Below are 22426 nucleotides of genomic sequence, written 5' to 3'. Positions count from 1 at the left end.
TGTCATGCAGCCAGCGCATACGGCACTGGGGAAATCGCCGGCTTGCGCCCCGCAATCAAGTCCGCCAACAGGCCCGCGCTGCCGAGCGCCAGCGTAAAGCCCAGCGCACCGTGACCGACGTTGAGCCACAGCCCCTCCACCGGTGATGTGCCCACCACCGGCACGCCCGTGGGCGTTGCAGGCCGCATGCCAGCCCAGGGCGCTGCGTCGGCGCCGGCGTCATTGGCACGCATGGCACCGGGAAACAGCGCGCGGGTTTCGTCATACAGCGTCTGCACGCGGCGCGTATCGAGCGCCGTCGACCAGCCCACCAGATCCGCCATGCCGGCAACGCGCAGCGTCTTGCCAATCCGCGCATAGACGATCTTGCGCGCCGCATCCGTCACGCTGATCACGGGGGCAACATCGCCCTCGCCCAGCGGCAGGCTGATGCTGTAGCCCTTGAGCGGGTACAGGCCGGGGTCGATGCCCAGGGGCCCAAGCAGCTTCGCGCTCGTCACACCGGCCGCCATCACCACCGCATCGACGGCAAGCTGCTCGCCATCGGCCAGCTTGAGGCCGCGCACGCGGCGGCCCTGGGTCCACAACGCGTCAACGCCGGTGTTGAAACGCAGCGTCACGTTCGGCATCTCGCGCAGCCGGTTGAATAGGCCGACACAGAGCTGATGGCAATCCGCCACATCTTCGTCGGGCGTGTAGATGGCACCGACGATTTCGCTACGCACACCCGCGAGGGCTGGTTCATGTGCGAGGGTCTCATCGACCGACAGCGCGTGCTGCTCGCAGCCCAGCGTGGCCTGATAGCCAACCTGCGCGCGGGCGGATTCGAATGCGCCGGCATCGCGGTGCACCACCAGCTTGCCGCGCCGGGCAAAACTGAATGCCAGATCCGGCGACGCTTCGCGCAGCGCCTCCATGCGGGTACGGCTATAGAACGACAACGCCAGCAGCTCGCGCGTGGTGCGATCGGCACGGTCGCGGTTGCAGGCGGCAATGAAGCGCAGCCCCCACCGCAGCAGTGCCGGATCCAGCGAAGGCTTCAGGCGCAACGGCGAATCACGGCGCAGCAGCCAGCCCGGCACGTGCGAGAGCACGCCGGGCCCGGCCAGCGGCGCCACGTAGCTGTAGCTCAACTGACCGCCGTTGGCATAACTGGTACCTTCGCCCGGGCCCGGATGGCGCTCGACCAGGGTGACCTGGTGGCCTTCCTGGGCCAACGCATGGGCCGTGCTGATGCCGATGATGCCGGCGCCGACTACTGCAATTTGCATGAACAAGCTGCCACTTGGTGGAATGTTGTCGGCAGCTTAAGGAGGTGGAGCGCAGTTGCGCAAATGCGCAGTTGTTGGCGGGAATGTTGTGGAGCTATAGGGTGAACGGCACCCCGCCGTTCGCCCGCGCAGCAGTGTCCCTTCAATCGGAAGAGAACAGCGACGACAGCCGATGCGGGAAACGCGCCGTCAGCGGCAACTGATCGATAAGCCAACGCTGCGGAATGGCGCCATCGACGGCCACCTGCACCATCAGCCATCGCTGCGGCGCGCCAAACGGGGAGCGCAAGTCCTCCGGCAAGCGGTTGGCGCGGTCTGCGCTCTGCAGCACTTTCGCGTCAAGCCAATGGCCGTCGGGCAACTTCAGCCTCAATGGCTGCCCTGGCTTGCCGTACGCCGCGTGCGCCGGATCGAGATACACCCAGATGACCGCATCGGCCATGCGCGCGACGCGCACCAGCAGCGTCCCTGCACCGACGTTCTCGCCCTCGTGGACGAGCACCTCCGACACCACGCCGGGTTCGGGCGCCTTCAACTGCAGGGCCTGCAGCCGGCCGGTCAGCCACTGTTCTTCTGCACCCTGCATGGCGACGTCCCGGGCAAGCGCGGGCGATGTGCGTGCCTGCTCCTGGCGTTGCTCATAAGACAAGAGCTCGGCCTGCCGTTGGTCGCGCTCGGCCTCGGCTGCCAGCACTTCGCCCTGCGTTGCTGCGCCCTCGCGCACCAGCCGCCGGGTCAGGGCCAACTTTTCCGATGACCGATCCAGTTGCCGGCGCAGAACATCCCGCAGCGTTGAAGCCGCCGGCACGGGCGCAGCCTGCGCGTCGTTGGACAACGCCTGCAATTGCCGCAGCCGTTGCTTCCACTCGGGGTTGTCCATGTCCAGCAGGACCTGGCCGGCTTCGACCTTGTCGCCGGCACGCACGTTCACGCGGCTGACCAAGGCCGGCTCGCGAGAGCGGATGTCGATCTGCGGCAAGACCAGTTGCGCCGGCGCCTCGATCATCCATGCGCCCACCGCCAGCTTGGCAAAGAACCAGATCAGCGGGCTGGCAACCAGGAGCAGGATTAAATACCACCGCAGGCGAAAAGCCATGCGCTTGCCGGGCGCATAGAGCACCTTCAGGCCCTGCTCCTGCGTGGGGCTGCGTTCTTTGCTGCTATCAAAGCGAATTTTCATTGCGATCGTCCGCCACGAAAGAGGCGGGAATAGTCATGCCAATCCTGCCAGTCAACTCCAGTCACACCCTGAGGTGCCAGCCTGGTGCGCCAGCCCTCCACCTGTTCTTCCAGTTGCCGCGGCGATGCGCCAGCCCAGGTCTCGTCGGCGGGCAACTTCGTTTCCACGCTTTGCGCCAGCCGGAAGACCAGCTTGGGCCAGCGCCGCGCAATGTCGTCCGCCAGCACCGCGCTCTTTTGCGGATTGCGGGTATAGATCATCAGGCTGACATGCGTGACGCCGATGTCCGGCAGCCGGCACGGCACGCATGGACGCCCCGCCTCCTGCGCACCGAACCACCGCGGGTGGCTGGAGATCTCGACCGGCCATGGGCTCGTCCGGGCCGCCGCGGCCAGGGTATCGAGCCAATCGTGCAGGCGCCCGTCGGGCACAGGCCAGCCGAGTTGCTCGACTTCGAGGTCCAGATGCAGGCTCGCAAAGGGAAGATCTTTCAGTTGCCCGATCAGGCCGAGCAGGCTCTTTCGCTCGCCTGGGTGCAACCAGGCGGGGTCACCGAGCAGCAAGCTGACGCGCATGCCCTGCTTGCCGGCGGCGTCCATAAGCGTGCGCAGCCCCTCGCGCGTGTCCGCCATCCGAGTCACCTGCGCCCGATTCAAACCAACGTAGAGCTGGTCGATCCGTGCCTGACGCAGCGTGCGGAGTTCATCTGCCATGCGCGCCGGGTCGAGCAGGGCCTGGCTGTCCCACAAGTAAACGCCCTGTCGCCAAGTTTTGTCCGTGCCAGACGCTGACGCCGACACCTGCCCCGCCCCGGCAGACTCCGTGGCGGCGGCTGCGTTGAGGCCATCCCCCTGCCAACGCAAGCGCGGCTCACCGAGCACGCTATCGGCGCTCGGGTCCTGGTCGACATCGACGAAGGTACGCAGCGCGGATTCCTGCACCCACAGCTGGTGCCATGCCGCAACGCGTGCAAAGGCCGCCTGGTAGTACTGCCGCTGCGCCGCCTGCACCCGCACGATGGCCTGGTCGCCGTCCAGGCTCGTGCGCTTGCGCTGTTCATGCAGTTGCAGTTGGGCCGCGGCAAGCTGGTCTTCACGCAACTGCAATTCAAGCGCCGCGTCCCGATGCGTGCGCAATGCGCGTCCGAGCTCGGTGGCAACCTCCTGGCGCTCCGCATCCAGCCTCGCTTTGGCCGCGATGTAGCGCGCATCTCCTGCGTCACGCCGGCCAGCAGTTGCACCGGCCACGTCGAACGGCATGGAGAAATTGATGCTGGCCACCACAGAATTGCCCGTGCTGGCGACGCCGGCGCGGTTGTTCAGGTTGTATCCAACGCTCGCGCTGGACTCAATGCTGTCGTACCAGTGTTGCTGCCGGTTGCCGTCCGCCTCACGCAGACGGGTTTCCTGGTCGACCACGCGGGGCTGGCGATCCAGCAGGCCCTGCCACGCAGCAAGCGCCTCAGGCTTTGCGGCGAGCGGCTCACCGACTGCGGTGGTGCCATCGGGCACCGTCTTCTGGGTGAGCCGTTCAATCGTGGCGCGCGTTTCCGCCTCGATCTGCGCCTGTACGCGGCAAGATTTCAGCAGCGCCTGCCATTGCCCGCGCAGCTCGCTGGCCTCCGACCCACGCAGCCAACCGGCGCGCTCGCGACGGCCCAGTTGATCCATCGCCTGGGAGGCATCGGTGCGCAAGGGCCCGCACAACAGCCCCTCCTGCTGGGCGCGCCACCAATCGGCATAGGTGGTGCGCAAAACCAAACGGCGCTCTGCCCGGCGCAGGGTGATCCGGATCTGCTGGCGCTGCACGGCAAACTCGCTTCCGCGCAACGCATCCAGTTGCCGCTTGAGGCTGCCGAACAGCGGATAGGCCACGCCTACCGCCATGTTGCGGCCGTAGTAGTCGGTGATGATCTGGTCTGTCACCAGTTCGCGATATTTGCCGATGCCGGCCGAAGACACCACGCGCCACCCGGCCTCGCTCTCCCGCTGCTTGCGATCGCCGAGCGCGGCGTCGAGGTCAGCGTATTCGGCACGGACCGCGGGGTCATTGTCGACACCGCTCAAGACGTCTGCCAAGGGCAGCGGTGCTGCGTGGGCTGCAGTCGCACATAAGGCAATCACGGCAAGGTAGACGGTACGTGGCATACGTTGGCGCGAATCCGTGCTGATTGTGTTCAAGTCATCCATGGCTGCGCAATCAGAATCGCGTCGCTTTTTTCAACACCCACCAGGGGGCCATGCTCGACTCTTCGTGCCCCCGGCGCAGCGCCTCGTTCAGGATGGCCACGACGCTCCACAGCCGCACCATCATCATGAACAGCGGAAACAGCGGCAGCAGGATCGCGAGCTTGATGTCCTGCCTCGGGCGCTCCGATGTCATCACCAGCATCCCCAGGAACATGGCCACGGTAATCAGCAGGTACAGGCCGTAGGTCAACATGAAGATCAAGATCAACGTCGTCCACGGCAGCAGGGCCACTGCCATGATGGTGTACGTGAGGATGATGAACGGCAGCACGAGTTGAAAGAACAGGCCGCTGACCAACGCCGCAAGAAAATTGGGCCAGCCGAGCAAGCCCGGCGTGATGCTGTGCTTGTGCTTGCGGATGTAGAGAAAGAACAGGTCGCCATCCCAGCGCAGCCGCTGCATCAGAAACTGCCGCAAGGTGGCCGGCACATCCGTGTGCCCGATGGCCTCGGGCTCGAACGGGATGCGCAGGTTGCGCCGACGTGCGTAGCTCTTGATGCGCAACGTGAGATCCAGGTCTTCGGCAGTGTGGGTATCCCAGCCGCCGACCACTTCCAGAAAGCTCCGGCGGAATGCGCCAAATGCGCCCGAAACGTTGTTGACCACGTTCCACTCGGCCAGCCCGATCTTTGCGAAGTGGATGGAGATCAGGTATTCCAGCGCCTGCACTGCCGCTGTCACCGATGCCCAGGCGTTGCGCACGCGCAGACTCCCGGCCACCGCAGGCACGTCGGGGTCGGCAAAGTGCCGCACCATGGCACTGACCATGTTGTTGTCGAATGAGGTATCGCCATCGAGCGCCATGACGATCTCGCCGCTGGACTGGGCAAGACCAGCGTTGAGCGACGACACCCGGCCACCGCGCTGCCACTTGGCGATGGGCCGCAGGTGCCGGCGCGGGTAAATGTGCGGATCCAGATGGAAGTCGCGCACCGCATCCATCGTCACCTGGTTGACTGCCGCGCCATCCACCACCGGAATGATCTCGATGTGGCCGGGGTAGGTCTGTTCGCACAGGCTCAGAATGGTCTTCTGCACGTCCAGCCCCTCGCTGTAGCAGGTGATGATGCACGACACCCGCGGCTGGTAATGCGTGTTGTTGAGCTGCACCATGCTGCGCTTGCGGACAAACCAGCGCAGCGCCCCCAGAAACACCATCACGTTGAAAGGCAGCTCGAACAGAAGGAAATACGGGAACAGCATGAGGAACAGCCGCGTCAAGCCGTTGGGCCCCGAGAGCTCGCGAAAGAACGACTGCCACACTTCCAGTACCGCGTCCATGGGCTAGTCCAGTTCGCCAGTCAGGCGCGCCATCAGCAGTTCGGCGCTCTCGCCCTCGAGCAGTCCGCCCGGCGCCGTGACGCCCGCCATCCGCAGCACGATCTCGTGCGCACCCGATGCGGCGAAGAGTTCCTCCAGTTTTGAGATGCGTCCCTTGACGGTATTCAGGCCCTCTTCACCCGTATAGGGCAGCAGCAGCCACAGGCATTCTTCGTTGGTGCGCGTGCAACGATCGGTCGTGCGCATGCCTTCGAGCAGGCGGTCGACAAGGCTATCGACCAGCAAGGTCGCCTGCTGCTCGCCGAGGCTTTCGAGCGCCTTGGCAAAATTGACGAACCGCAATCCGAGCAGCGAGAACAACGGCTCGTCGTGACGCACCTGCAATTGCAGCAGCCAGTCCAGCAGATAACGGAACGTGCCGACGCTGATCAAGCCCAGCGCGTTGAGCTGCTCGCTGGCCACGGCCCCGAAACCTTGCCGGCAATGCAGTCGCCCTGAATCGGTGAGCGTGTAGTTGCGCACCTCGAACACACGCAGTTCGTCCGGCGCATGGGCTTCACCGCAATCAAGACAGCGGGCCTGAACTTTCGCATCCACGAAAAACGCCCGGCAGTCGCGGCAGCGGTAGTTTTCCATCGGCCGGTCATAGTCGCTGCCGATGTGCCTCAGGCGGGTCATGCAGTTCGGGCAGAGCAACGCGCCGTCTTTGAGAAAGCGCTCCTGCGGCCCGACGTGGCCGCACACGAAGCAATGCAGGGATGGTTCCCGGGCGATGCCGATCGACTGGCACTCGGGGCAGACGTCGATGTAGTTGAGCCGCCCCGATCCGCAGTTGGAACACAGGCGCAGGCGGTCAATCAACGCCCCTTCGGCCAGGTACCCCTGCTGGGTCGCCAGCTGCAGCAAGACCATCTGGCTGCCGCGCCGATCCTCACCCGTCAGCGCAGCGAGCAGCGGGTACTCGTAGTACCCGGCCGCCTGCGGGTTGCGCACCGCCCGCACCTGTCGCGGCAGCCGCAGCCACAGCCACGCGAGCAGGCGCGCTTCAGCTCGCTCCTGCAGGACACGTTCATCAAGCTGCGAATACCGCTCCTTCCAGTTCTGGAATTCCGCGAGCAGCTGTTGGGGGTCAACCGGTACAGGACCATCGCTGAGCGCTTCGCACAGCGGGTCTTCGGCCTGCGCGCAATAGATGAGGTTGAACCGGTAGAGCGCATGCTGGCGCAATTCGCGCAATGCCTGCGCGGCCAGAGGCGCCGGCAAATTGAGTAACACCACGTCGTACCGCGGGCCGGCAAGCAAGCTCGTGACGGATTCACAACCCTCGACGTTCTGGTGAGCGAACGCGTGCTGGGCGGGCCCTATCGAGGCAATGCGAGGCGACGTGGAAGTCATGGGATGGAATGGTTATGCGGTTCAGAACGCTGCCACGGGGCCGGTAGCGGGCGCGGCATCCGGGCCGATGGCCCGTTACGAAGGCGCGATATGCGCGGGCCGCCGAGCAATCGGGCGCAGAAGATATGGCCCCCGACGCACGGGAACCTGTTGGATAGGTGCCACGCATGACATTGAGGCGAGCGCCCCATCTGCAATCCCGCCTGCCGCGTGATCGCCATGGCCATACCGGTGTGTTTTCTCGCGCTAAGAGAATCCACGTGACCCGCTCCTCTACGTCAAAGCTGCCCTCTGGCCGGTCCACGCCGGCACCTGACTTTGCGCGGCGCCTGTGCTTGCGCCGTGCCGGACATCTGTCTTCTTTCTCGATTGCCGCCTGTAAACGCAGGCCCCGCAACGCTGATGGGACAGTATGGTCCGACGGGAGCAAGTATCGCCCATGCTGCGGGTATGCGGCAAACCACTTTTCAGATGTCCGAGCACCGCCGCTGGACATAGGCAATTGTTTGCGGTACACGCCTCACGTTCTGGTTTGACAAAGCGATTCGCACTGCACCATGATCGTCCGAAGCCACATTTCAAGCGGCCGCGCGGCATGACGACTGCAGCAATCCCCGTGTGCAGCGCAACAGCGACGGCCGAACCGACATCATGTCTGCCCTCACCCTTGTCCTGCTGATCCTGATCAGCGCCTTTTTTTCCGCGTCCGAAATCGCCCTCACAGCGTCGCGGCGCACGCGCCTGCAAACCCTGGCAGACGACGGTGATGCCCGTGCGCTGCGTGTGCTGCAGCTCAAGGACATGCCGGGCAACTTCTTCACCGTGGTGCAGATCGGGGTGAATGCGGTGGCCATCCTCGCGGGTGTCATCGGCGATAGCCATATCTCGGGGCCGCTGGCCGCCGTGCTGGGCGATTGGCTCCCGGCCGCGCGCGCCGAGCGCATCGCCAGCATTGCCGGTTTCGTCATCGTGACAGGGCTGTTCATCCTGTTTGCCGATCTGTTGCCCAAGCGCCTGGCCGTGCTCTACCCCGAGCGCTGCGCGATGTCGATCATCAGCCCGATGCAGGCATGCCTGCGCGTGCTGCGTCCGGTGGTATGGCTATTCAATGGCGCAGCCGACATGTTCCTGAAGCTGTTCGGCGTGCCCACGCACCGCGTGGAGCAGATCACCACCGAAGACATCACCGCCATGGTGGGCGCAGGTGCGGAAGCCGGCGTGCTGCGCAAGCACGAGCTGACCATGATCGAGAACGTGTTCGAGCTGGAATCGCGCACCATCACCTCGGTGATGACCGTGCGCGACGAGGTGATCTACTTCACGGTGGACGAGCCGGTGGAGGCGATCAAGATGAAGATCATCGCGCAGCCGCATGCCGAATACCTCGTCTGCCGCGAAGACATCGATTCGGTGCTCGGCTTCATTGCGTCCAAGGACATCCTGCAGCAGATCCTGTCAGAAGAATCGTCTTCCGTGATCCGCAACATCAGCAAGCACTACGACAAGAACCTGCTGGTGCTGCCCGACACGCTCAACCTGTCGCAGGCGCTTACGCGCTTTCGCGAGATGCACGAGCGCTTTGGCGCGGTGGTCAACGAGTATGGGCTGGTGGTGGGGGTGGTCACGCTCGACGACATCGTCGGCGCGGTGATGGGAGACATCCTGTATCTGGGCGAAGACGAACAGATCGTGCGCCGCGATGACGGCTCATGCCTGATCGACGGCGTCACGCCGCTGGGCGACGTCAAGCGCGCCTTCGACCTCGACGACCTGCCCGGCGAGCATCACGTCGAAACGATTGCCGGGCTGGTCATCTACGCGCTCAAGCGCATTCCCAAGAAAAGCGAGAGCGTCGACATCGGGCCGCTGCGTATTGAAGTGCTCGATATCGACAACCACCGCATTGATCAGTTGCTGGTTTCGCGGCGCATCGATCCGCCGGCCGGCGCGCTGCCCTCGGTGTCGTGAGCGGCGAAGACTTCCTTGGCGGCAAACATGCCGTTGAGCGCCGCCGGAAAACCCGCGTATAGCGCCATCTGCAGGATCGTCTCGGTGATCTCCTTGCGCGTGAGCCCCACGTTGAGTCCTGCCGCAATGTGCACCTTCAACTGCGGCGCCGCGTTGCCGAGTGCGGTGAGCGCAGCAATGGAGGCGACCTCGCGCTCGCGCAGCGTCAGGCCCGGGCGGCTGTAGACGTCACCAAAGCCGAATTCGACGATGTAGCGGCCGAGGTCGGGCGAGATGTCGGCCAAGGCCTCGACCACACGCTCGCCGGCCACATCATCGACCTCCTTCAGCCTTTGCCAGCCCCGGGCGTAGCGGTCGTCCTGCGGGTTGGCGTGGTTTGCGGCTTGCGGTGCGGCTTGTGCGATCAGTGTCATGGGCTTCCTCGTTCGGTTGGCGTTTCGGCGGGTGTTTCGATTTAGGAGATGAGGAAGCGGAGCCCTGTGCGTTTTCTGCGGCGGCAATCCTGGCCCGGATGCCGTCGTAGACGACGAGCTTCGCGCGCAGCACAGCCAGCGTTTCGGCCCGCGTGCGCAGCTCCGCTTCCAGCGCCGCCGCATGCTCTTCCAGCAGGCGTTGGCGTGCCGACACACTCTCCAGACTGTCGCCCTGGCGCCGCAGCGTGGCGTACTGCTGCATCTGCGCGATCGGCATGCCGGTCTCACGCAGGCGCAGCAGAAAGGCGAGCCACGTCATGTCTTCGGCACGGAAGACACGGTGGCCGTTGTCGCGCCGCTGCACGCTGTCGAGCAGGCCGATGCGCTCGTAATAGCGCAGCGTGTGCGTCGACAGGCCGGTGGCCGCTGCAACTTGGGCGATGGTCAGGAAGGTGGTCATGAACGGAGCTTAGAAGTTAGAGCGCACTCTAAGTCAAGCGACTTTAACGCGATTCTTTTTCGCCCGCACAAAGCGAAACGCCGGCCCCCTTGTAAGGGGCCGGCGCCTTGGTGTGCAGAAATCGACGGGGTGCCTTGGGTGGATTAGCCACCCACGCCGTATGCGCTCTTGTCCTGCATCCTTGGACGGTGGTCGCGCTTCTTTTTCTTCTTGTGATGCTGTGCCTTCTTCTCGCCCGCCGCCGGTTCCGAGGCGGCAGGTGCCGGTGCGGCGGCTGGTGCCGCCGGAGCGGAAGCCTGCGCGAATGCGCCAGCGCTGAAGAGTGCAGCCACGAGGGCAGCCAGGAGCTTGTTCATCGTGTTGTCCTTAGGAAGAGACCAGGTTGCGGCGCGTTCTGCCATCGGGTGAGGCGTGATCCAGTTCGCCCCCGCGCCCGTACTGTGCAATGCGCCAGGGACTGCCTTTGAGCACGCATCTGCACGTAGCGTGGTGTGCGCATCTGCGCTTGTCCACCCGAAGCTCAACAGTACGCGCAGGCGCCGGCCGCCGTCTTGATGTGTCTCAACCAAACGCAACAGACGTCGGGTGACCTGCCGCCTACCGTGTTACGCGCGCTTACATCGTCAGCAGATCGCTTACAAACGGCGGTCCACCGGCTCACGATGTGGGGCGTTTTTGGAGGCATGGATCGCAAATGGGACGAGATCCATGTATCTGGAGTCCCGCCAATATCCCGCTTGTTTCCGCTTAAGGAGTCTCACATGAAAGTCGCTCAATCCCTGGCCGCTCTGATCGTTGCTGGTGCCTTCGCAGCCCCCGTGTTCGCCGCTGGCGCCGCCTCCGCACCGGCTGCCGCTCCGGCTCCGGCCGCTGCTGCCACGACGACGGCGACCACCGATGCCGCTTCCGCCCCGAAGGCTGAAGCCAAGCACGAGAAGAAGCACCACGCGCACAAGAAGGCCCACAAGGCTGCAGCCAAGTCGGAAGCCAAGACCGACGCCGCTTCGGCGCCGAAGGCTGCTGAACCCGCCAAGCAATAAGGCGATCGCGCAATAAAGAACGCCGGGAAATTCCCGGCGTTTTTTTTATGCCCGCCTGTTCCGCATCAATGCAGATGCGGCAGACGCTTCGTACCTTCGATCTGCACGGCTTGCAGCTCGTGCGGCTTGAGGCCCAGTTCGCTCAGGATGGTCGGGGCGATCTGGTTGGTATCGACACGCTCATCCACAACGCCTGCGTTGACGCCCGCCCCCCAGACCACGATCGGCACGTGGCGGTTTTCCGGACGGAAGCCGCCGTGCTCGGCGATCTTCGACAGCTTGCTGCCAGCCCATACCGTGCCCTGCTGCGCGATGCCGAGCACATCCGGATCGCGGTCATCGCTGGGCTTCACGCCAAAGAAGTCGGCCACTTCCTCTCCCATCACAAAGCGGGCGGCACCTGCCTGCGCAAACGGCTTGGCAATGGCATTGCCGGCTGCATCTGATCCGATGCCCGTGCCCGAGTAGCCGAGCAGGAACTGCTTCGTGAACTGCAGCGCGGCGGGCGAACGGTCGTTCAGCCACAGCAGGATGCCGTCGTCGTCCATCGCGTGCGCAACCAGGTGCGGCAGGGTCGCGTCCTTGCAGGTGGCAGCGTACTTTTCCCATGCGCAGTTGAGCGCGTCGATCATGTCGCCGTCGTTGACGATGGTGAGATCGGCGCGGCTGGTCGGCGACTGGCCATGCTTGGCCGACACGATCACCACCGTGTTGGACGGATCGGCCGCCTTGACCAGTTCGCCCAGCTTGTTGTCCACGAACGTGAGCGCGCTCTGCAGCACCGGGCCCGGCACCGTGCCGTTGTTGGTGTAGCCGCCCAGACCGCCCATCACCTTGTTGGCGGTGTTCGACGGGTCGGGGTAATACGCCGACTTGTTCAGCTTCTGCGCGGTCGACACAGCCTGGAAGTTCATGCCCAGGATGGCAGGCACGCCCGGCGTGCCGTTGCCGGCGTGATCGTGGCCAGCAAGCCAGTTCAGCACGGCCCGCACCTTAAAGCTGTCGTAGCGCTGGGTGTTGGTATTGTCCTTGGTCCAGTCGGGGCCGGGGCCTGCCGGCAGCGACGGGTCGGTCACCGAGCTGTTGATCTCGGGCGCGAACAGATCGTCGACGCCCTGGCCACTCGGGCCGTTGAGGATTTCATATGCGGCATGCTTGTCCGACCACGCCGTGTGCAGCCCATGCTTGCGCGCCACCTCGAACACCGTGTTGACCTTTAGGTACTGGTGCGGATACACCGGCGCGCACGTCACCGGCGACACCGGCAGGAACGCCGGATCAATCAGGTCCTGCGCACGGCCGGTCAGTTGCGAGATCTTCGACAGATCGGCATAGAGGCCCGGGATGCCCTGGCCGCTGTCGAGGCGGTTCGGATCGCGGGCGATGACTTCCGCGTAGAACACCTCTGCGCCCGGCTTGGCGATATGGCCGGTTTTGCAATCGGCGGCCGTGGTGCCGGCGGGGAGCAGGCTGCGGCTGTATGCGTCGTCGTAGTAGATGCCGGTGGTCTTCGGGTTGCCGCCGGTCACCTGGCCGACCATGCCCGGGAACGAATCCGACGGGAACGGCGTGCGCGCGTCGCGATACGACGTGCCCTGGCGCACCAGACGCGCCAGTGTGGAACCCGGATAGCTGCCGACATACCAGTCGAGATCAGCCTGATGCAGGCCGTCAACCGAGATCAGCAGGACATGCTTGGCGTGCGGGTAGCGTGCGTCATCGTCGTCGGCGTGCGCATGGATGGACAAGCCACATGCGAGCGTGGACAGCACCGCGATAGCGAGGTGTTTCTTGGGGGACACGGGTTTCTCCTCTGGGATACCGCCATGAGGCGGCCCGGCCACGCTATCGCCCGTGTATGTCTGCGCGGCGACCTGGACATGTCAGCCGCGTGACACTGGTCGTGCGCACACCACCGTCCGGTTCAGCCAACGTTTGCAGGGCATCAACCGTTCGGGCGGTTCCACTAGAATGGCGTGCCCGTCATTTCCGTCGACCGCCTCTCTCTATTTCGGACTGCTCATGCCGCTGTCTTTGCGCGCCGTGTCGCGCTTCGCGTTCGTCCTTATCCTGGCCCTCGGGGCATCGAGCACCGCCCAGGCGCAGACCGCGCCCCCCGCCAGCGCCGACGCCAGCGACTGGAGCATCGCCATCGGCCCTGCTGTGTACGTGTCGCCGAAATATCCGGGCGCGAAGTCGAGCTTCGTGTTTCCGTGGATCGATCAGGAGATCGAATACAAGCACCGGTTCTTTTCCAAGGGGATGGATTTCGCCGGCATCTACCTCGCCAACGACGATACCTGGCAGGTGGGCGGCAACTTCCAGTTCGACCCGACATGGCGGCATGCGCACGACGACGCGCGGCTCAATGGTCTCGGAATTGTCAACGCCACGGTGCGCGCCAAGGCGTTCGCGCAATACACGGTGTCATTTCTCACGCTGTCGACGGATGCCGAGCAGGACATTCTGGGCAATCGCCAGGGGCTGATCGCCAATGCGGATGTGTATGCCAGTGCGCCGGTAGGCCGCTGGCTGTTCAGCCTCGGCACAGGCGTGTCGTGGACGAACGGCCAGTACATGCGCACGTTCTTTGGCGTGGATGATGGGCAGAGCGCGCGCTCGGGCCTGCCGGTGTTCTCCACGCATGCGGGCCTGCGCGATGTCCACCTCAACGCCATCGTCACGTGCAAGCTGGACGACCGGTGGACGGCCAATGGATCGGTGACCGTGGCGCGGCTGCGCGGCGATGCAGCAGACAGCCCGATCACGCAACGCCGCCAGCAAACGACCGCCATGGCGTCGCTCACCTATCGGTTCCGCTGACACGGCGGCGCACCGATGTGCGCAATCGCTTGCATGGATACGGTGACAACGGCCGCGCAAACGGATACGCGCGCGGCAACCACCTATCAAACCAGAAGTTTGCGGGCGCGCCTCTCACCCAAACGGAGCATGCTTCGTTTTCACAACAGGCATGCACGTGGATTAACGCAATCGCCCCGCTTTTTTTGCTAGTCTGTTTGGCAAGCGACGATCACTTCCGATCCACGCGCGAGCAGTGAACGGTGTCTGCCCGCAAACGGCCGGCACCCGCAAGACAGGAGGGCTTGACCATGTTGCGGTGGATTGCAAACTGGGCGGTGAACCACGCACCCTCTCCCGAGAAACAGGCCGAACGCGCGCTAAGCGAATTGCGCATGGAGCTGTACCAGGCGGAGCAACGCGTGATGGATGCGCAAATGCACGCGGACTATTACCGCGCGCGCATCACGTTCCTGGAAGACGTCGTCAAGAAGGGCATCGAGCGTGTCTCCGATCAGCGCAAGGGCAAGCAGGAAAGCGCCCACGCACTGCGCGCCGGCCTGAAGTTCACTGCCGAGCTATGGCGCGAATCGCAGTCGCGCGACTCGCACATGCTCAAGCGCCGCACGGCGATGTCGTTCATCGAGCCGCACGACGCCCAGGCCGACGAGTCGCATGGGCCGAAGATCCACCACTTCTCCAAGATTCCCGTGGATCCGCAGTTCGACGACAACGTGAGTCCGCTGCCATCCAAACACGCGGCCGCAGAGAAGCTGTAGCACGCGAGCTGGCTGGGGCTGAGACCCCGCAGAGCCAGCTCGGTTGCTGCACAAGCACGATTGGCTCCGCGCGCTTACGGCGCAATCATCGACACGCCGTACTGCGCGAAGATCCGCTGCAGCTCGCCACTGGCGCGCAGCGCGTTGAGCGCGTTCTCCAGCGCTTGCGCCAACTCACGCTGATCGGCCTTGACCGCCATCCCGACGGCCCAGCCATGCGCGGGCACCAGCGGGGACTGCAACTCCGTGGCCACAAAGCGCGTAGCGTGCTGGTTCTGCGCCTGCAGGGCACTTTCATACTGCGCACGCGTCACCATCGCGGCGGCGATCTGCCCGGAGAACAGCGCGCGCAAAGCCTCGCTGGCCTCGGGGTAAATCTTCACCTTGTCACGCAAGGCACCATTGGCGCTTGAGAGCAACGCGCTTGCTCCGCCCGTTCCCTGCTCAGCGCCGGTTGCCTGGCCGGCAAGGTCTTCGAAACTGCTGACCTTGTGAACACGTTCGCTGTCGTAGACCAGCACATACCCCTCGCGAAGATACGGCGCGAAAATCAGCACCTGGCCGTTCTGGCGGACGAAGTTGGGGTCCACCGGCACATGCAGCATCACGTCGGCCGGGCCGTATCCGAGGTAATGGCCTTTCCAGACCATGTTGCGCAGGTCGCCCGACATGCCGTCGTCGTCGGCATCGAACGGCAGCAGCGCAGCCGACAGCCCCATCTGCTTGCTGAGCGCGTTCGCCAGCGCAACGTCGATGCCAGTGAACTGGCCACCCACGTTGTCAGAAAACGGCGGCAGGCCCTTGTACAGCGCAACCTTCAGGCTGCCGCTCTGGCGGATCTTCGCCAAGTCGGCGTACGCTGGCGCAGCGCCAATCGCAATGGCTGCCGCAGCAAGCAGGAAGCTGGCGAGGCCGCGGGCCAGCCGAAGACGGGCGTTCATGAGACTTCTCCTGGCGAATAAATAGGCGAACCGATGCAACACGGAGGCTTGTGCGGCACCGGTTCGCAAAACTGCCAACCGGCAGACCGACCTACTTACTCTTACTCTCTTACTCTTTTACGCGGCGCGATTCGAGATAGGTTTTGATCGACCAGACCGCCTCCTGGGTCAGCACGCCCTCGAACGGCGGCATGTAGACACGGCCGTCGCGAGTGCGGCCATGGCGCACGGTGGCCGTGAAGTACTGCGACACCTCGCCATAGCAGGCCTCCTTCTTCTTGGCGTCGGCCAGTGACATGCAGTCGGTGTCGAGCTTGCGCAGGTCGGGCGCGATGCCGCCAGAGATGGCTTCCAGACCGTGGCAGCGCGCACAGTTCTGGTTGAACGCGGACGAGCCAATGCGCAGCGCCTCGTCATGCGCGGGGCTGTTGCGGTATGGATTGTCCTGACGCCAATCGGCGCCCAGTTGCGGTAAGGTGTGCGTGTCCACAGCCTGCGGCGTGACATCGCCGTGTGCGGATGCGGTGGCGGGCAAACCGCCGGCCAGAAGTGCGCAGGCAGAAAGCAGCGCGAGCAAGTTGCGAGGCGTTTTCAAGAGTGTCTCCTTGGTGTCGTTGAAACGATTTTTGGAGGCATCTCTGCAAGAGCCATACCAAGGCGCCGACCTGCGGGCGAATGCAGCCGACATCCACCACGCGCTCCGGATATCCGATGCGGGGGTTGGCACAGGTGCTCCGGAATGCAACACCCTGGCAAGGGTCTTGCTTCATGGCGCAACACTTCCGGTTCGCACCCTGCTTAAATGACGCGATCCGGACGACCCGCACACAGATTGCGGGCGAGGTTTAAGGAGACCCACCATGACCCCTCACGCGGCCGCCGATCCGCGCGCTTCCGAGAGCACCTCCAACGATCAGCCCGAGCTGATCGCACAATCGCACGAACGATCCAAGTCCTATGGCTTGCGGCCCTATGAATCGCCGGACTTCTGCCCGGTGCTGCAAAGCGAGCTGAAAACCGAGATCGAGCGCAGCCAGTCGCTGTTCACGCACGCGCTGCCCGTGATGGAGACGCTCTACAGCCAGATCGTCAACACGCAGAGCATGGTGATCCTGACCGACACCTCGGGCCTGATCCTGCATTCGCTGGGCGATGACGATTTCCTGGCCAAGGCCAGCAAGGTGGCCCTGCAGCCGGGCGCGCTGTGGTCGGAAGAAACCCGGGGCACCAATGCCATCGGCACGGCGCTGGCCGAGGGCAAGCCCACGCTGGTCCATGCCTCCGAACACTATCTGCAGGCCAACCAGTTCCTCACCTGCTCGTGCGCGCCGATCTTTGACCCGTATGGCGCCACGGTCGGCGCGCTGGACGTAACGGGCGACCACCGCGGCTTCCACAAGCACACCATGGCGCTGGTGCGCATGTCGGCGCAGATGATCGAGAACCAGCTGTTCGCCAACACGTTCCAGGACGTGGTGTGCATCCACTTTCACTCGCGCCCGGAATTCATCGGCACGCTGGTCGAAGGCATTGCGGCCTTCACGCCGGCGGGGCGCTTCCTGTCGGCGAACCGCAGCGGGGAATTCCAGCTCGGGCTGTCGATTCGCGCGCTGCATGCGCATACCTTCTCGTCGCTGTTCGGCCTGTCGATGTCGCAGTTGATCGATACCGAGCGCGGCGCGCCAGCCGGCATCGTGCAGCTGCAGTTGCCAAGCGGTGTGAAGGTGTTTGCGCGCGTGGAGTGGAAGCGGCAGGCCAACCGGATCGCCGGCCCCGCCATCGGCAACGACATGGCGGGCGCACGGGAATCGACAGCGGTGCGCCGGCCTTACCTGGAGGCGAGCAGGCAGCCAGCCGGCCTGGACGCGCTGGATACCGGCGACGCGCAGATCAAGACCGTCATCGGCAAGCTGCGCAAGGTCATCGGCAAGGACATCACCGTCATGGTGCTGGGCGAAACCGGCACCGGCAAAGAGCTGCTGGCGCGCGCCATCCACGCCGACAGTCCGCGCCATGCCGGCCCGTTCGTCGCCGTGAATTGCGCGTCGATTCCGGAAGCGCTGATCGAATCGGAACTCTTCGGCTACGAAGAAGGCGCCTTCACCGGCGCGCGCAAGAAAGGCGGCATCGGCAAGATGGTGCTGGCCAACGGCGGCACGCTGTTCCTCGATGAGATCGGCGACATGCCGCTGCACCTCCAGGCCCGCATGCTGCGCGCGCTGCAGGAGCGCGCGGTGTCGCCTCTGGGCAGCAACAAGCTGATCCAGGTGGACGTGGCCGTCGTGTGCGCGACGCACCGCAACATGCGCGAGATGGTCGCCAGCGGCCAGTTCCGAGAAGACCTGTACTACCGGCTCAACGGCCTTGTCGTGCGACTTCCGGCGTTGCGCGAGCGCAGTGACCTGGATGTCGTGGCCGACAAGCTGCTGCAGCAGGAGCAGGCCGGCGCGCCACCCATCAGCGAGTCCGTGATGCAGATGTTCCGCAGCTACCACTGGCCGGGCAACATCCGCCAGCTCGGCAACCTGCTGCGCACCGCGCGGCTGATGGCCGATGATGCAGCGGAGATCACCGAAGACCATCTGCCGGACGATTTTCTGGAAGACTGGCAGGCGCGCCATGGCGACCAGCCGGCCACAGCCAGCTCCGTCAAACCAGTGGACGTGCAGGCCGCTGTCACGTCTGCCGCCGCTGCCCACCCCAAGCGGCTGGCCGACGTTGAAAGCATGGCCATCATGGCAGCGGTGAAAGCCCACAACGGCAATATCTCGGCGGCCGCCAAGGCGCTTGGCATTTCGCGCAACACCATCTACCGCCGGATCGACGAAGCCGGCGGCCTGCCCTCAGGTAGCACATCAAGCGGCACGTCAGGCACCGACTGACCACGCCGACGCGCGAATCGCAGCGCCCAGGGCCTGCGCCATCGCGCCTTCCGCCAAGTGCCCGCCGGGCACCCACACCAACCGCGCTTGCGGTATCGCTGCAGACAACCGCAGCGCATTTTCTGGCTGGCAAACGTTGTCTTGCAGACCATGCAGCAGTGTCACTGGTAACCCGCGTGCGCCGATGCGGGCTGCGGCCATCAACAACGCGGCTCTCCCCAGCCCCGCCCGGCGATAAAGGTAATGCGCCTGGATCCGGTACTTGTGCACCAGAGCCACCTGCTGCTGCCGTGTTTGAGGGCCCACATGCGGCCGTAGCCGCAGCAGCCGGCGCTCCGCGCGCTGCCACTGTGTTGCGATGTTCAATTTCTGAACATCTGTACCAAGCTGCAACATCTCTGTTGCAACGAGAAGGCGTCCGCGCGCAGCGGGAAAACCCTCACCTCGCCCATCGATGCCACGCAACAGGTCACGGCCGGCACCACGCGCATTAAAGAGTGCCTGCACATCGTCGAAGCCGGTCAGGAACGTGCCGCGCAAGACCAGCGCCGACACGGCATCGGGAAAGCGGTCCGCATACGCCAGCGCCAGCGCCGCGCCCCACGACCCGCCGACCACGCCCCAGCGTGCAATGCCCAGTGTCGTGCGCAGTTGCTCCAGGTCAGCCAGCAGCGCCGTCACCGTATTGCGGCGCCGGGTACCTGCCGGGCGGGAACGGCTCGCGCCGCGCTGGTCCGGCAGCACAGCGCGATGCCGCAGCGGATCGAACCACGCGGCCATCGAAGGCGAGCAGCCGCTACCTGGGCCGCCATGCAGCACAAGCCATGGCTCGCCGCTGTCCGGCCCGCATTGCCGTGCGTGAACGACATGACCGTCCGGCGTACGCAGGTCGAAGCAGCGGGATGCTGGTGGCCAGTCAGGAGTGGGCATGGATGTTGCCTTGCTGAAGATGCGGCTGCGCTCGGCACGTGCCTGCGCCAGCCGCTGAACAATGTAGTGCACAGCACTCACTAACTATGCCAACCCTCAAGGAGGAGACATGAACTGGACGACGCCCGCTTACACCGAACTGCGACTTGGGTTCGAGATCACGATGTACATCGCCAACCGCTGAGGTTGCGCGACTGAGCTCGCCAGGCTCGGCAAGCCCGCCGGTTTCCCCGGCGGGCTTTTTTTTTGCACGCCGATTCCTCGCTCGACTCGCGACCCCAGCGCGCACGTCCCTGGCCGACTTCTTGCTCAACTCGCCCAACACGTTGGGCTTGCATCATGACGATACTCAGAGTTCTCGGCTCGGCCGCCGGCGGCGGCTTCCCACAGTGGAACTGCAACTGCCGCAATTGCGACGGTGTGCGGCGCGGCACCGTGCGCGCCACCCCGCGCACGCAATCCTCCATCGCGCTTGGCGATGGCCAGCACAACTGGCTCGTGGTGAATGCCTCGCCAGACATCCTCGCGCAGCTGCGTGCCTCACCTGCCCTGCAACCGGCACGCACGCCGCGCGACACGGGCATCGTCGGCGTGGTGCTGATGGATGCGCAGATCGATCACGTGACCGGCCTGCTGATGCTGCGCGAGCATCGCCAAGCGTTGCCGCTCTATGCCAGCGCGGCGGTACTCAGCGATCTGTCCACGGCCTTTCCGCTCACGCACATGCTGTCGTACTACTGCGGGCTGGATACACATACGCTGCCCCTCGATGGCAGCGCGTTCACCGTGCCGCCGCTCGCGGATATTGCCTTGACGGCAATCCCACTGGAGAGCAAGGCGCCACCCTACTCGCCGAGCCGCAACGCGCGCCGCGTGGGCGACAACATCGGTCTGCGCATCATCGATCGCAAGAGCGGACGACGCGCGTTCTATGCGCCGGGGCTGGCGCGCATCGAGCCACACGTGTTCGATGAGATGGGCGCCGCCGACGTGGTGCTCGTCGACGGCACCTGCTGGCGCGATGATGAAATGCTCGCGCTCGGCTTCTCCAACAAGACCGCAGCCGACATGGGGCACCTCGCACAGTCCGGCCCGGGCGGCATGATCGACACGCTCGACCGGTTGCCGACGTCGACACGCAAGATCCTCATCCACATCAACAACACCAACCCGATCCTCGACGAAGACTCGCCGCAACGGCGCGAGCTCGACGCGCATGGCATCGAGGTGGCTTACGACGGCATGGAAATTTCGCTATGACACATCCTGTTGCCTGGAGCGCCGAAGAATTTGAGGCGCGCCTGCGTGCCAAGCAGGCGGGCTATCACATCCATCACCCGTTCAACCTGCGCATGCGCGCGGGGGAATGCACGCCGGAAGAGATCCGCACCTGGGTCGCCAACCGCTTCTACTACCAGGTCAACATCCCGCTCAAGGATGCGGCCATCCTGTCGAACTGCCCGGATCGGGAAACGCGCCGCGAGTGGATCGTCCGCATTCACGATCACGACGGTGACGAGAACCAGCCCGGCGGTATCGAGAGCTGGACGCGTTTGGGCGAAGCCGTGGGCCTCACGCGCGACGCGCTTTGGTCGCACCGGCATCTGCTGCCGGGCGTGCGCTTTGCGGTGGATGCGTATGTGAACTTTGCACGCCGGGCGCCGTGGCAGGAGGCGGTGTGCTCCTCGCTCACGGAGATGTTCGCGCCCGACATCCACAAGGAACGCCTGGCCGGCTGGCCCGAGCACTATCCATGGGTGCAGCCCGAGGGGCTGGCGTATTTCCGCTCGCGCATTCCGCTGGCCTCGCGCGACGTGGAGCACGGCCTGCGCGTGACACTCGACTATTTCCGCACGCCGGCGCAGCAACAGCGTGCGCTGGACATCCTGCAATTCAAGCTCGACATCCTCTGGTCGATGCTCGATGCCATTCAACAAGCCCACGCCCATGACGCCATCCCTGCCTGATCCCGGCCGCCCGACGCTGCACCGGACCTTCCGGCTGCAGTGGGAAGACATGCAGCAAAGCTGGGTGCTGCTCTACCCCGAAGGCATGGTCACGCTCAACGACAGCGCCGCCGCGATTCTGCAGCGCTGCGACGGCGCCCATACCCTCGACATGCTGATCGATGACCTGCAATCCGCCTTTGGCGTGCAGGGCATCGCTCCGGAGGTCCACGCCTTTGTCAAACATGCAATCGAACGCGGCTGGCTCGTCTGAAGCCAAGCCGATACCCGTGCCCGGCCCGCCGCTGTGGCTGCTGGCCGAGCTGACCTATCGCTGCCCGCTGCATTGCGCGTTCTGCTCCAACCCGGTCAATTACACGCAGCACGATCGGGAACTCACCACGGAGCAGTGGTGCGATGTGTTCACGCAGGCGCGCGCGCTGGGCGCGGTGCAGCTCGGCTTGTCGGGCGGCGAGCCGCTGCTGCGCAAGGACCTCGAAACACTGGTCGCGCACGCGCACAAGCTCGGGTTCTACGTGAACCTGGTGACATCGGGCGTTGGCCTGACCGATGAACGGCTGGGCGCATTGCGCGCGGCGGGGCTCGACCACATCCAGCTGTCGTTCCAGGATTCCACGCGCGAGCTGAACGACTTCCTGTCCAGCACGCGCACCTTCGACCTCAAGCGCCGCGTGGCAGATCTGATCAAGGCGCACGGCTATCCGATGGTGATGAACTGCGTGATGCACCGGCACAACCTGCCGCACGTAGGCGCCATCATCGACATGGCGCTGGAGATCGGCGCCGAGTACCTCGAACTTGCCAACACGCAGTACTACGGCTGGGCCTGGGAGAACCGCCTGGCGCTGATGCCCACGCTCGAACAAT

At 64.7% G+C, this 22426-nt stretch carries 22 protein-coding genes; 10 read left to right on the top strand and 12 right to left on the bottom strand.

Going from position 1 to position 22426, the window contains the following annotated elements; translation table 11 throughout:
- Positions 1–2 precede the first annotated feature (2 nt).
- From NG900_RS23820 to NG900_RS23800, 5 genes are all read right to left on the bottom strand, one after another.
- Positions 3–1271: a D-amino acid dehydrogenase gene (locus NG900_RS23820; RefSeq protein WP_252684413.1), complete on the bottom strand. Its 1269-nt coding sequence runs from the start codon at positions 1269–1271 to the stop codon at positions 3–5.
- Positions 1272–1413: 142 nt separating this feature from the next.
- Positions 1414–2451: an HlyD family secretion protein gene (locus tag NG900_RS23815; protein WP_252684411.1), complete on the bottom strand. Its 1038-nt coding sequence runs from the start codon at positions 2449–2451 to the stop codon at positions 1414–1416.
- Entirely contained in the window at positions 2448–4598 is a 2151-nt protein-coding gene (locus NG900_RS23810; protein WP_252684409.1) for a TolC family protein, read from the bottom strand. Before NG900_RS23810 ends, NG900_RS23815 begins: the two co-directional genes overlap by 4 nt.
- A gap of 52 nt (positions 4599–4650) precedes the next feature.
- Positions 4651–5982 carry a glycosyltransferase family 2 protein gene (locus tag NG900_RS23805; RefSeq protein ID WP_252684407.1) on the bottom strand — a complete coding sequence of 444 codons (1332 nt, stop codon included), beginning with the start codon at positions 5980–5982 and terminating at the stop codon, positions 4651–4653.
- 3 nt (positions 5983–5985) lie between these two features.
- Entirely contained in the window at positions 5986–7377 is a 1392-nt protein-coding gene (locus NG900_RS23800) for a TackOD1 domain-containing metal-binding protein (RefSeq protein ID WP_252684405.1), read from the bottom strand.
- Between the two features lie 651 nt (positions 7378–8028).
- Here NG900_RS23800 and paeA point away from each other — a divergent pair.
- The gene (gene paeA / locus NG900_RS23795; RefSeq protein WP_252684403.1) at positions 8029–9345 is read left to right on the top strand and encodes a polyamine export protein PaeA; all 1317 of its coding nucleotides are present in this window, start codon (positions 8029–8031) and stop codon (positions 9343–9345) included.
- Here paeA and NG900_RS23790 read toward each other — a convergent pair.
- The 3 genes from NG900_RS23790 to NG900_RS23780 all read right to left on the bottom strand — a co-directional run bounded on the left by NG900_RS23790 (position 9285) and on the right by NG900_RS23780 (position 10574).
- Positions 9285–9758, bottom strand: a complete 474-nt coding sequence (locus NG900_RS23790) for a carboxymuconolactone decarboxylase family protein (RefSeq protein WP_252684401.1) — start codon at positions 9756–9758, stop codon at positions 9285–9287. The two genes, paeA and NG900_RS23790, sit on opposite strands and share 61 nt — an antisense overlap.
- Positions 9658–10218 carry a MerR family transcriptional regulator gene (locus tag NG900_RS23785; RefSeq protein ID WP_252684399.1) on the bottom strand — a complete coding sequence of 187 codons (561 nt, stop codon included), beginning with the start codon at positions 10216–10218 and terminating at the stop codon, positions 9658–9660. Before NG900_RS23785 ends, NG900_RS23790 begins: the two co-directional genes overlap by 101 nt.
- 143 nt (positions 10219–10361) lie before the next feature.
- Positions 10362–10574 carry a signal peptidase gene (locus NG900_RS23780; RefSeq protein ID WP_252684397.1) on the bottom strand — a complete coding sequence of 71 codons (213 nt, stop codon included), beginning with the start codon at positions 10572–10574 and terminating at the stop codon, positions 10362–10364.
- Between the two features lie 405 nt (positions 10575–10979).
- On the opposite strand from NG900_RS23780, the gene NG900_RS23775 reads away from it, so the two are divergent.
- Positions 10980–11258, top strand: coding sequence for a hypothetical protein (locus NG900_RS23775; RefSeq protein ID WP_252684395.1), 279 nt, complete (start codon positions 10980–10982; stop codon positions 11256–11258).
- Between the two features lie 65 nt (positions 11259–11323).
- On the opposite strand, the gene NG900_RS23770 is transcribed toward NG900_RS23775, so the two are convergent.
- A complete protein-coding gene (locus tag NG900_RS23770) occupies positions 11324–13060 on the bottom strand; it encodes an alkaline phosphatase family protein (RefSeq protein WP_252684393.1) in 1737 nt (578 codons plus the stop codon).
- Between the two features lie 220 nt (positions 13061–13280).
- On the opposite strand from NG900_RS23770, the gene NG900_RS23765 reads away from it, so the two are divergent.
- Together NG900_RS23765 and NG900_RS23760 are read left to right on the top strand one after the other, a co-directional pair.
- Positions 13281–14081, top strand: a complete 801-nt coding sequence (locus NG900_RS23765) for a MipA/OmpV family protein (protein ID WP_252684391.1) — start codon at positions 13281–13283, stop codon at positions 14079–14081.
- A gap of 290 nt (positions 14082–14371) precedes the next feature.
- Positions 14372–14839 carry a hypothetical protein gene (locus NG900_RS23760; RefSeq protein WP_252684389.1) on the top strand — a complete coding sequence of 156 codons (468 nt, stop codon included), beginning with the start codon at positions 14372–14374 and terminating at the stop codon, positions 14837–14839.
- Positions 14840–14913: 74 nt separating this feature from the next.
- Here the strand turns inward: NG900_RS23760 and NG900_RS23755 are convergent, their stop codons facing one another.
- Together NG900_RS23755 and pedF are read right to left on the bottom strand one after the other, a co-directional pair.
- A complete protein-coding gene (locus NG900_RS23755) occupies positions 14914–15780 on the bottom strand; it encodes a substrate-binding periplasmic protein (RefSeq protein ID WP_252684386.1) in 867 nt (288 codons plus the stop codon).
- A 109-nt stretch (positions 15781–15889) separates the two neighbouring features.
- Entirely contained in the window at positions 15890–16375 is a 486-nt protein-coding gene (gene pedF, locus NG900_RS23750; RefSeq protein WP_252684384.1) for a cytochrome c-550 PedF, read from the bottom strand.
- A 265-nt stretch (positions 16376–16640) separates the two neighbouring features.
- On the opposite strand from pedF, the gene NG900_RS23745 reads away from it, so the two are divergent.
- Positions 16641–18662 (top strand): sigma-54-dependent Fis family transcriptional regulator, encoded by a 2022-nt coding sequence (locus NG900_RS23745; RefSeq protein ID WP_252684382.1) that lies wholly within the window; start codon positions 16641–16643, stop codon positions 18660–18662.
- Here the strand turns inward: NG900_RS23745 and NG900_RS23740 are convergent.
- Complete coding sequence (locus NG900_RS23740) at positions 18648–19592, bottom strand: alpha/beta fold hydrolase (protein ID WP_252684380.1); 945 nt, start codon at positions 19590–19592, stop codon at positions 18648–18650. The two genes, NG900_RS23745 and NG900_RS23740, sit on opposite strands and share 15 nt — an antisense overlap.
- Positions 19593–19701: 109 nt before the next feature.
- Here NG900_RS23740 and pqqA point away from each other — a divergent pair, with 109 nt between their 5' ends.
- The 5 genes from pqqA to NG900_RS23715 all read left to right on the top strand — a co-directional run.
- Positions 19702–19776, top strand: a complete 75-nt coding sequence (pqqA, locus tag NG900_RS23735) for a pyrroloquinoline quinone precursor peptide PqqA (protein ID WP_009277446.1) — start codon at positions 19702–19704, stop codon at positions 19774–19776.
- A gap of 155 nt (positions 19777–19931) precedes the next feature.
- Positions 19932–20852, top strand: a complete 921-nt coding sequence (pqqB, locus tag NG900_RS23730; protein WP_252684378.1) for a pyrroloquinoline quinone biosynthesis protein PqqB — start codon at positions 19932–19934, stop codon at positions 20850–20852.
- Positions 20849–21559 (top strand): pyrroloquinoline-quinone synthase PqqC, encoded by a 711-nt coding sequence (pqqC, locus tag NG900_RS23725; protein WP_252684376.1) that lies wholly within the window; start codon positions 20849–20851, stop codon positions 21557–21559. The genes pqqB and pqqC overlap by 4 nt, the downstream gene beginning before the upstream one ends.
- A complete protein-coding gene (gene pqqD, locus NG900_RS23720) occupies positions 21540–21812 on the top strand; it encodes a pyrroloquinoline quinone biosynthesis peptide chaperone PqqD (RefSeq protein ID WP_252684374.1) in 273 nt (90 codons plus the stop codon). Before pqqC ends, pqqD begins: the two co-directional genes overlap by 20 nt.
- Positions 21784–22426: radical SAM protein (locus NG900_RS23715; protein WP_252684372.1), on the top strand; the 643-nt coding region annotated here is incomplete at its 3' end. The genes pqqD and NG900_RS23715, both read left to right, overlap by 29 nt.

The sequence above is a fragment of the Ralstonia soli genome, from assembly GCF_023955655.1.
Lineage (GTDB): Bacteria > Pseudomonadota > Gammaproteobacteria > Burkholderiales > Burkholderiaceae > Ralstonia > Ralstonia soli.
Note: the sequence above shows the minus strand (reverse complement) of the source record. Positions and strands in the feature narration are given on the sequence as shown.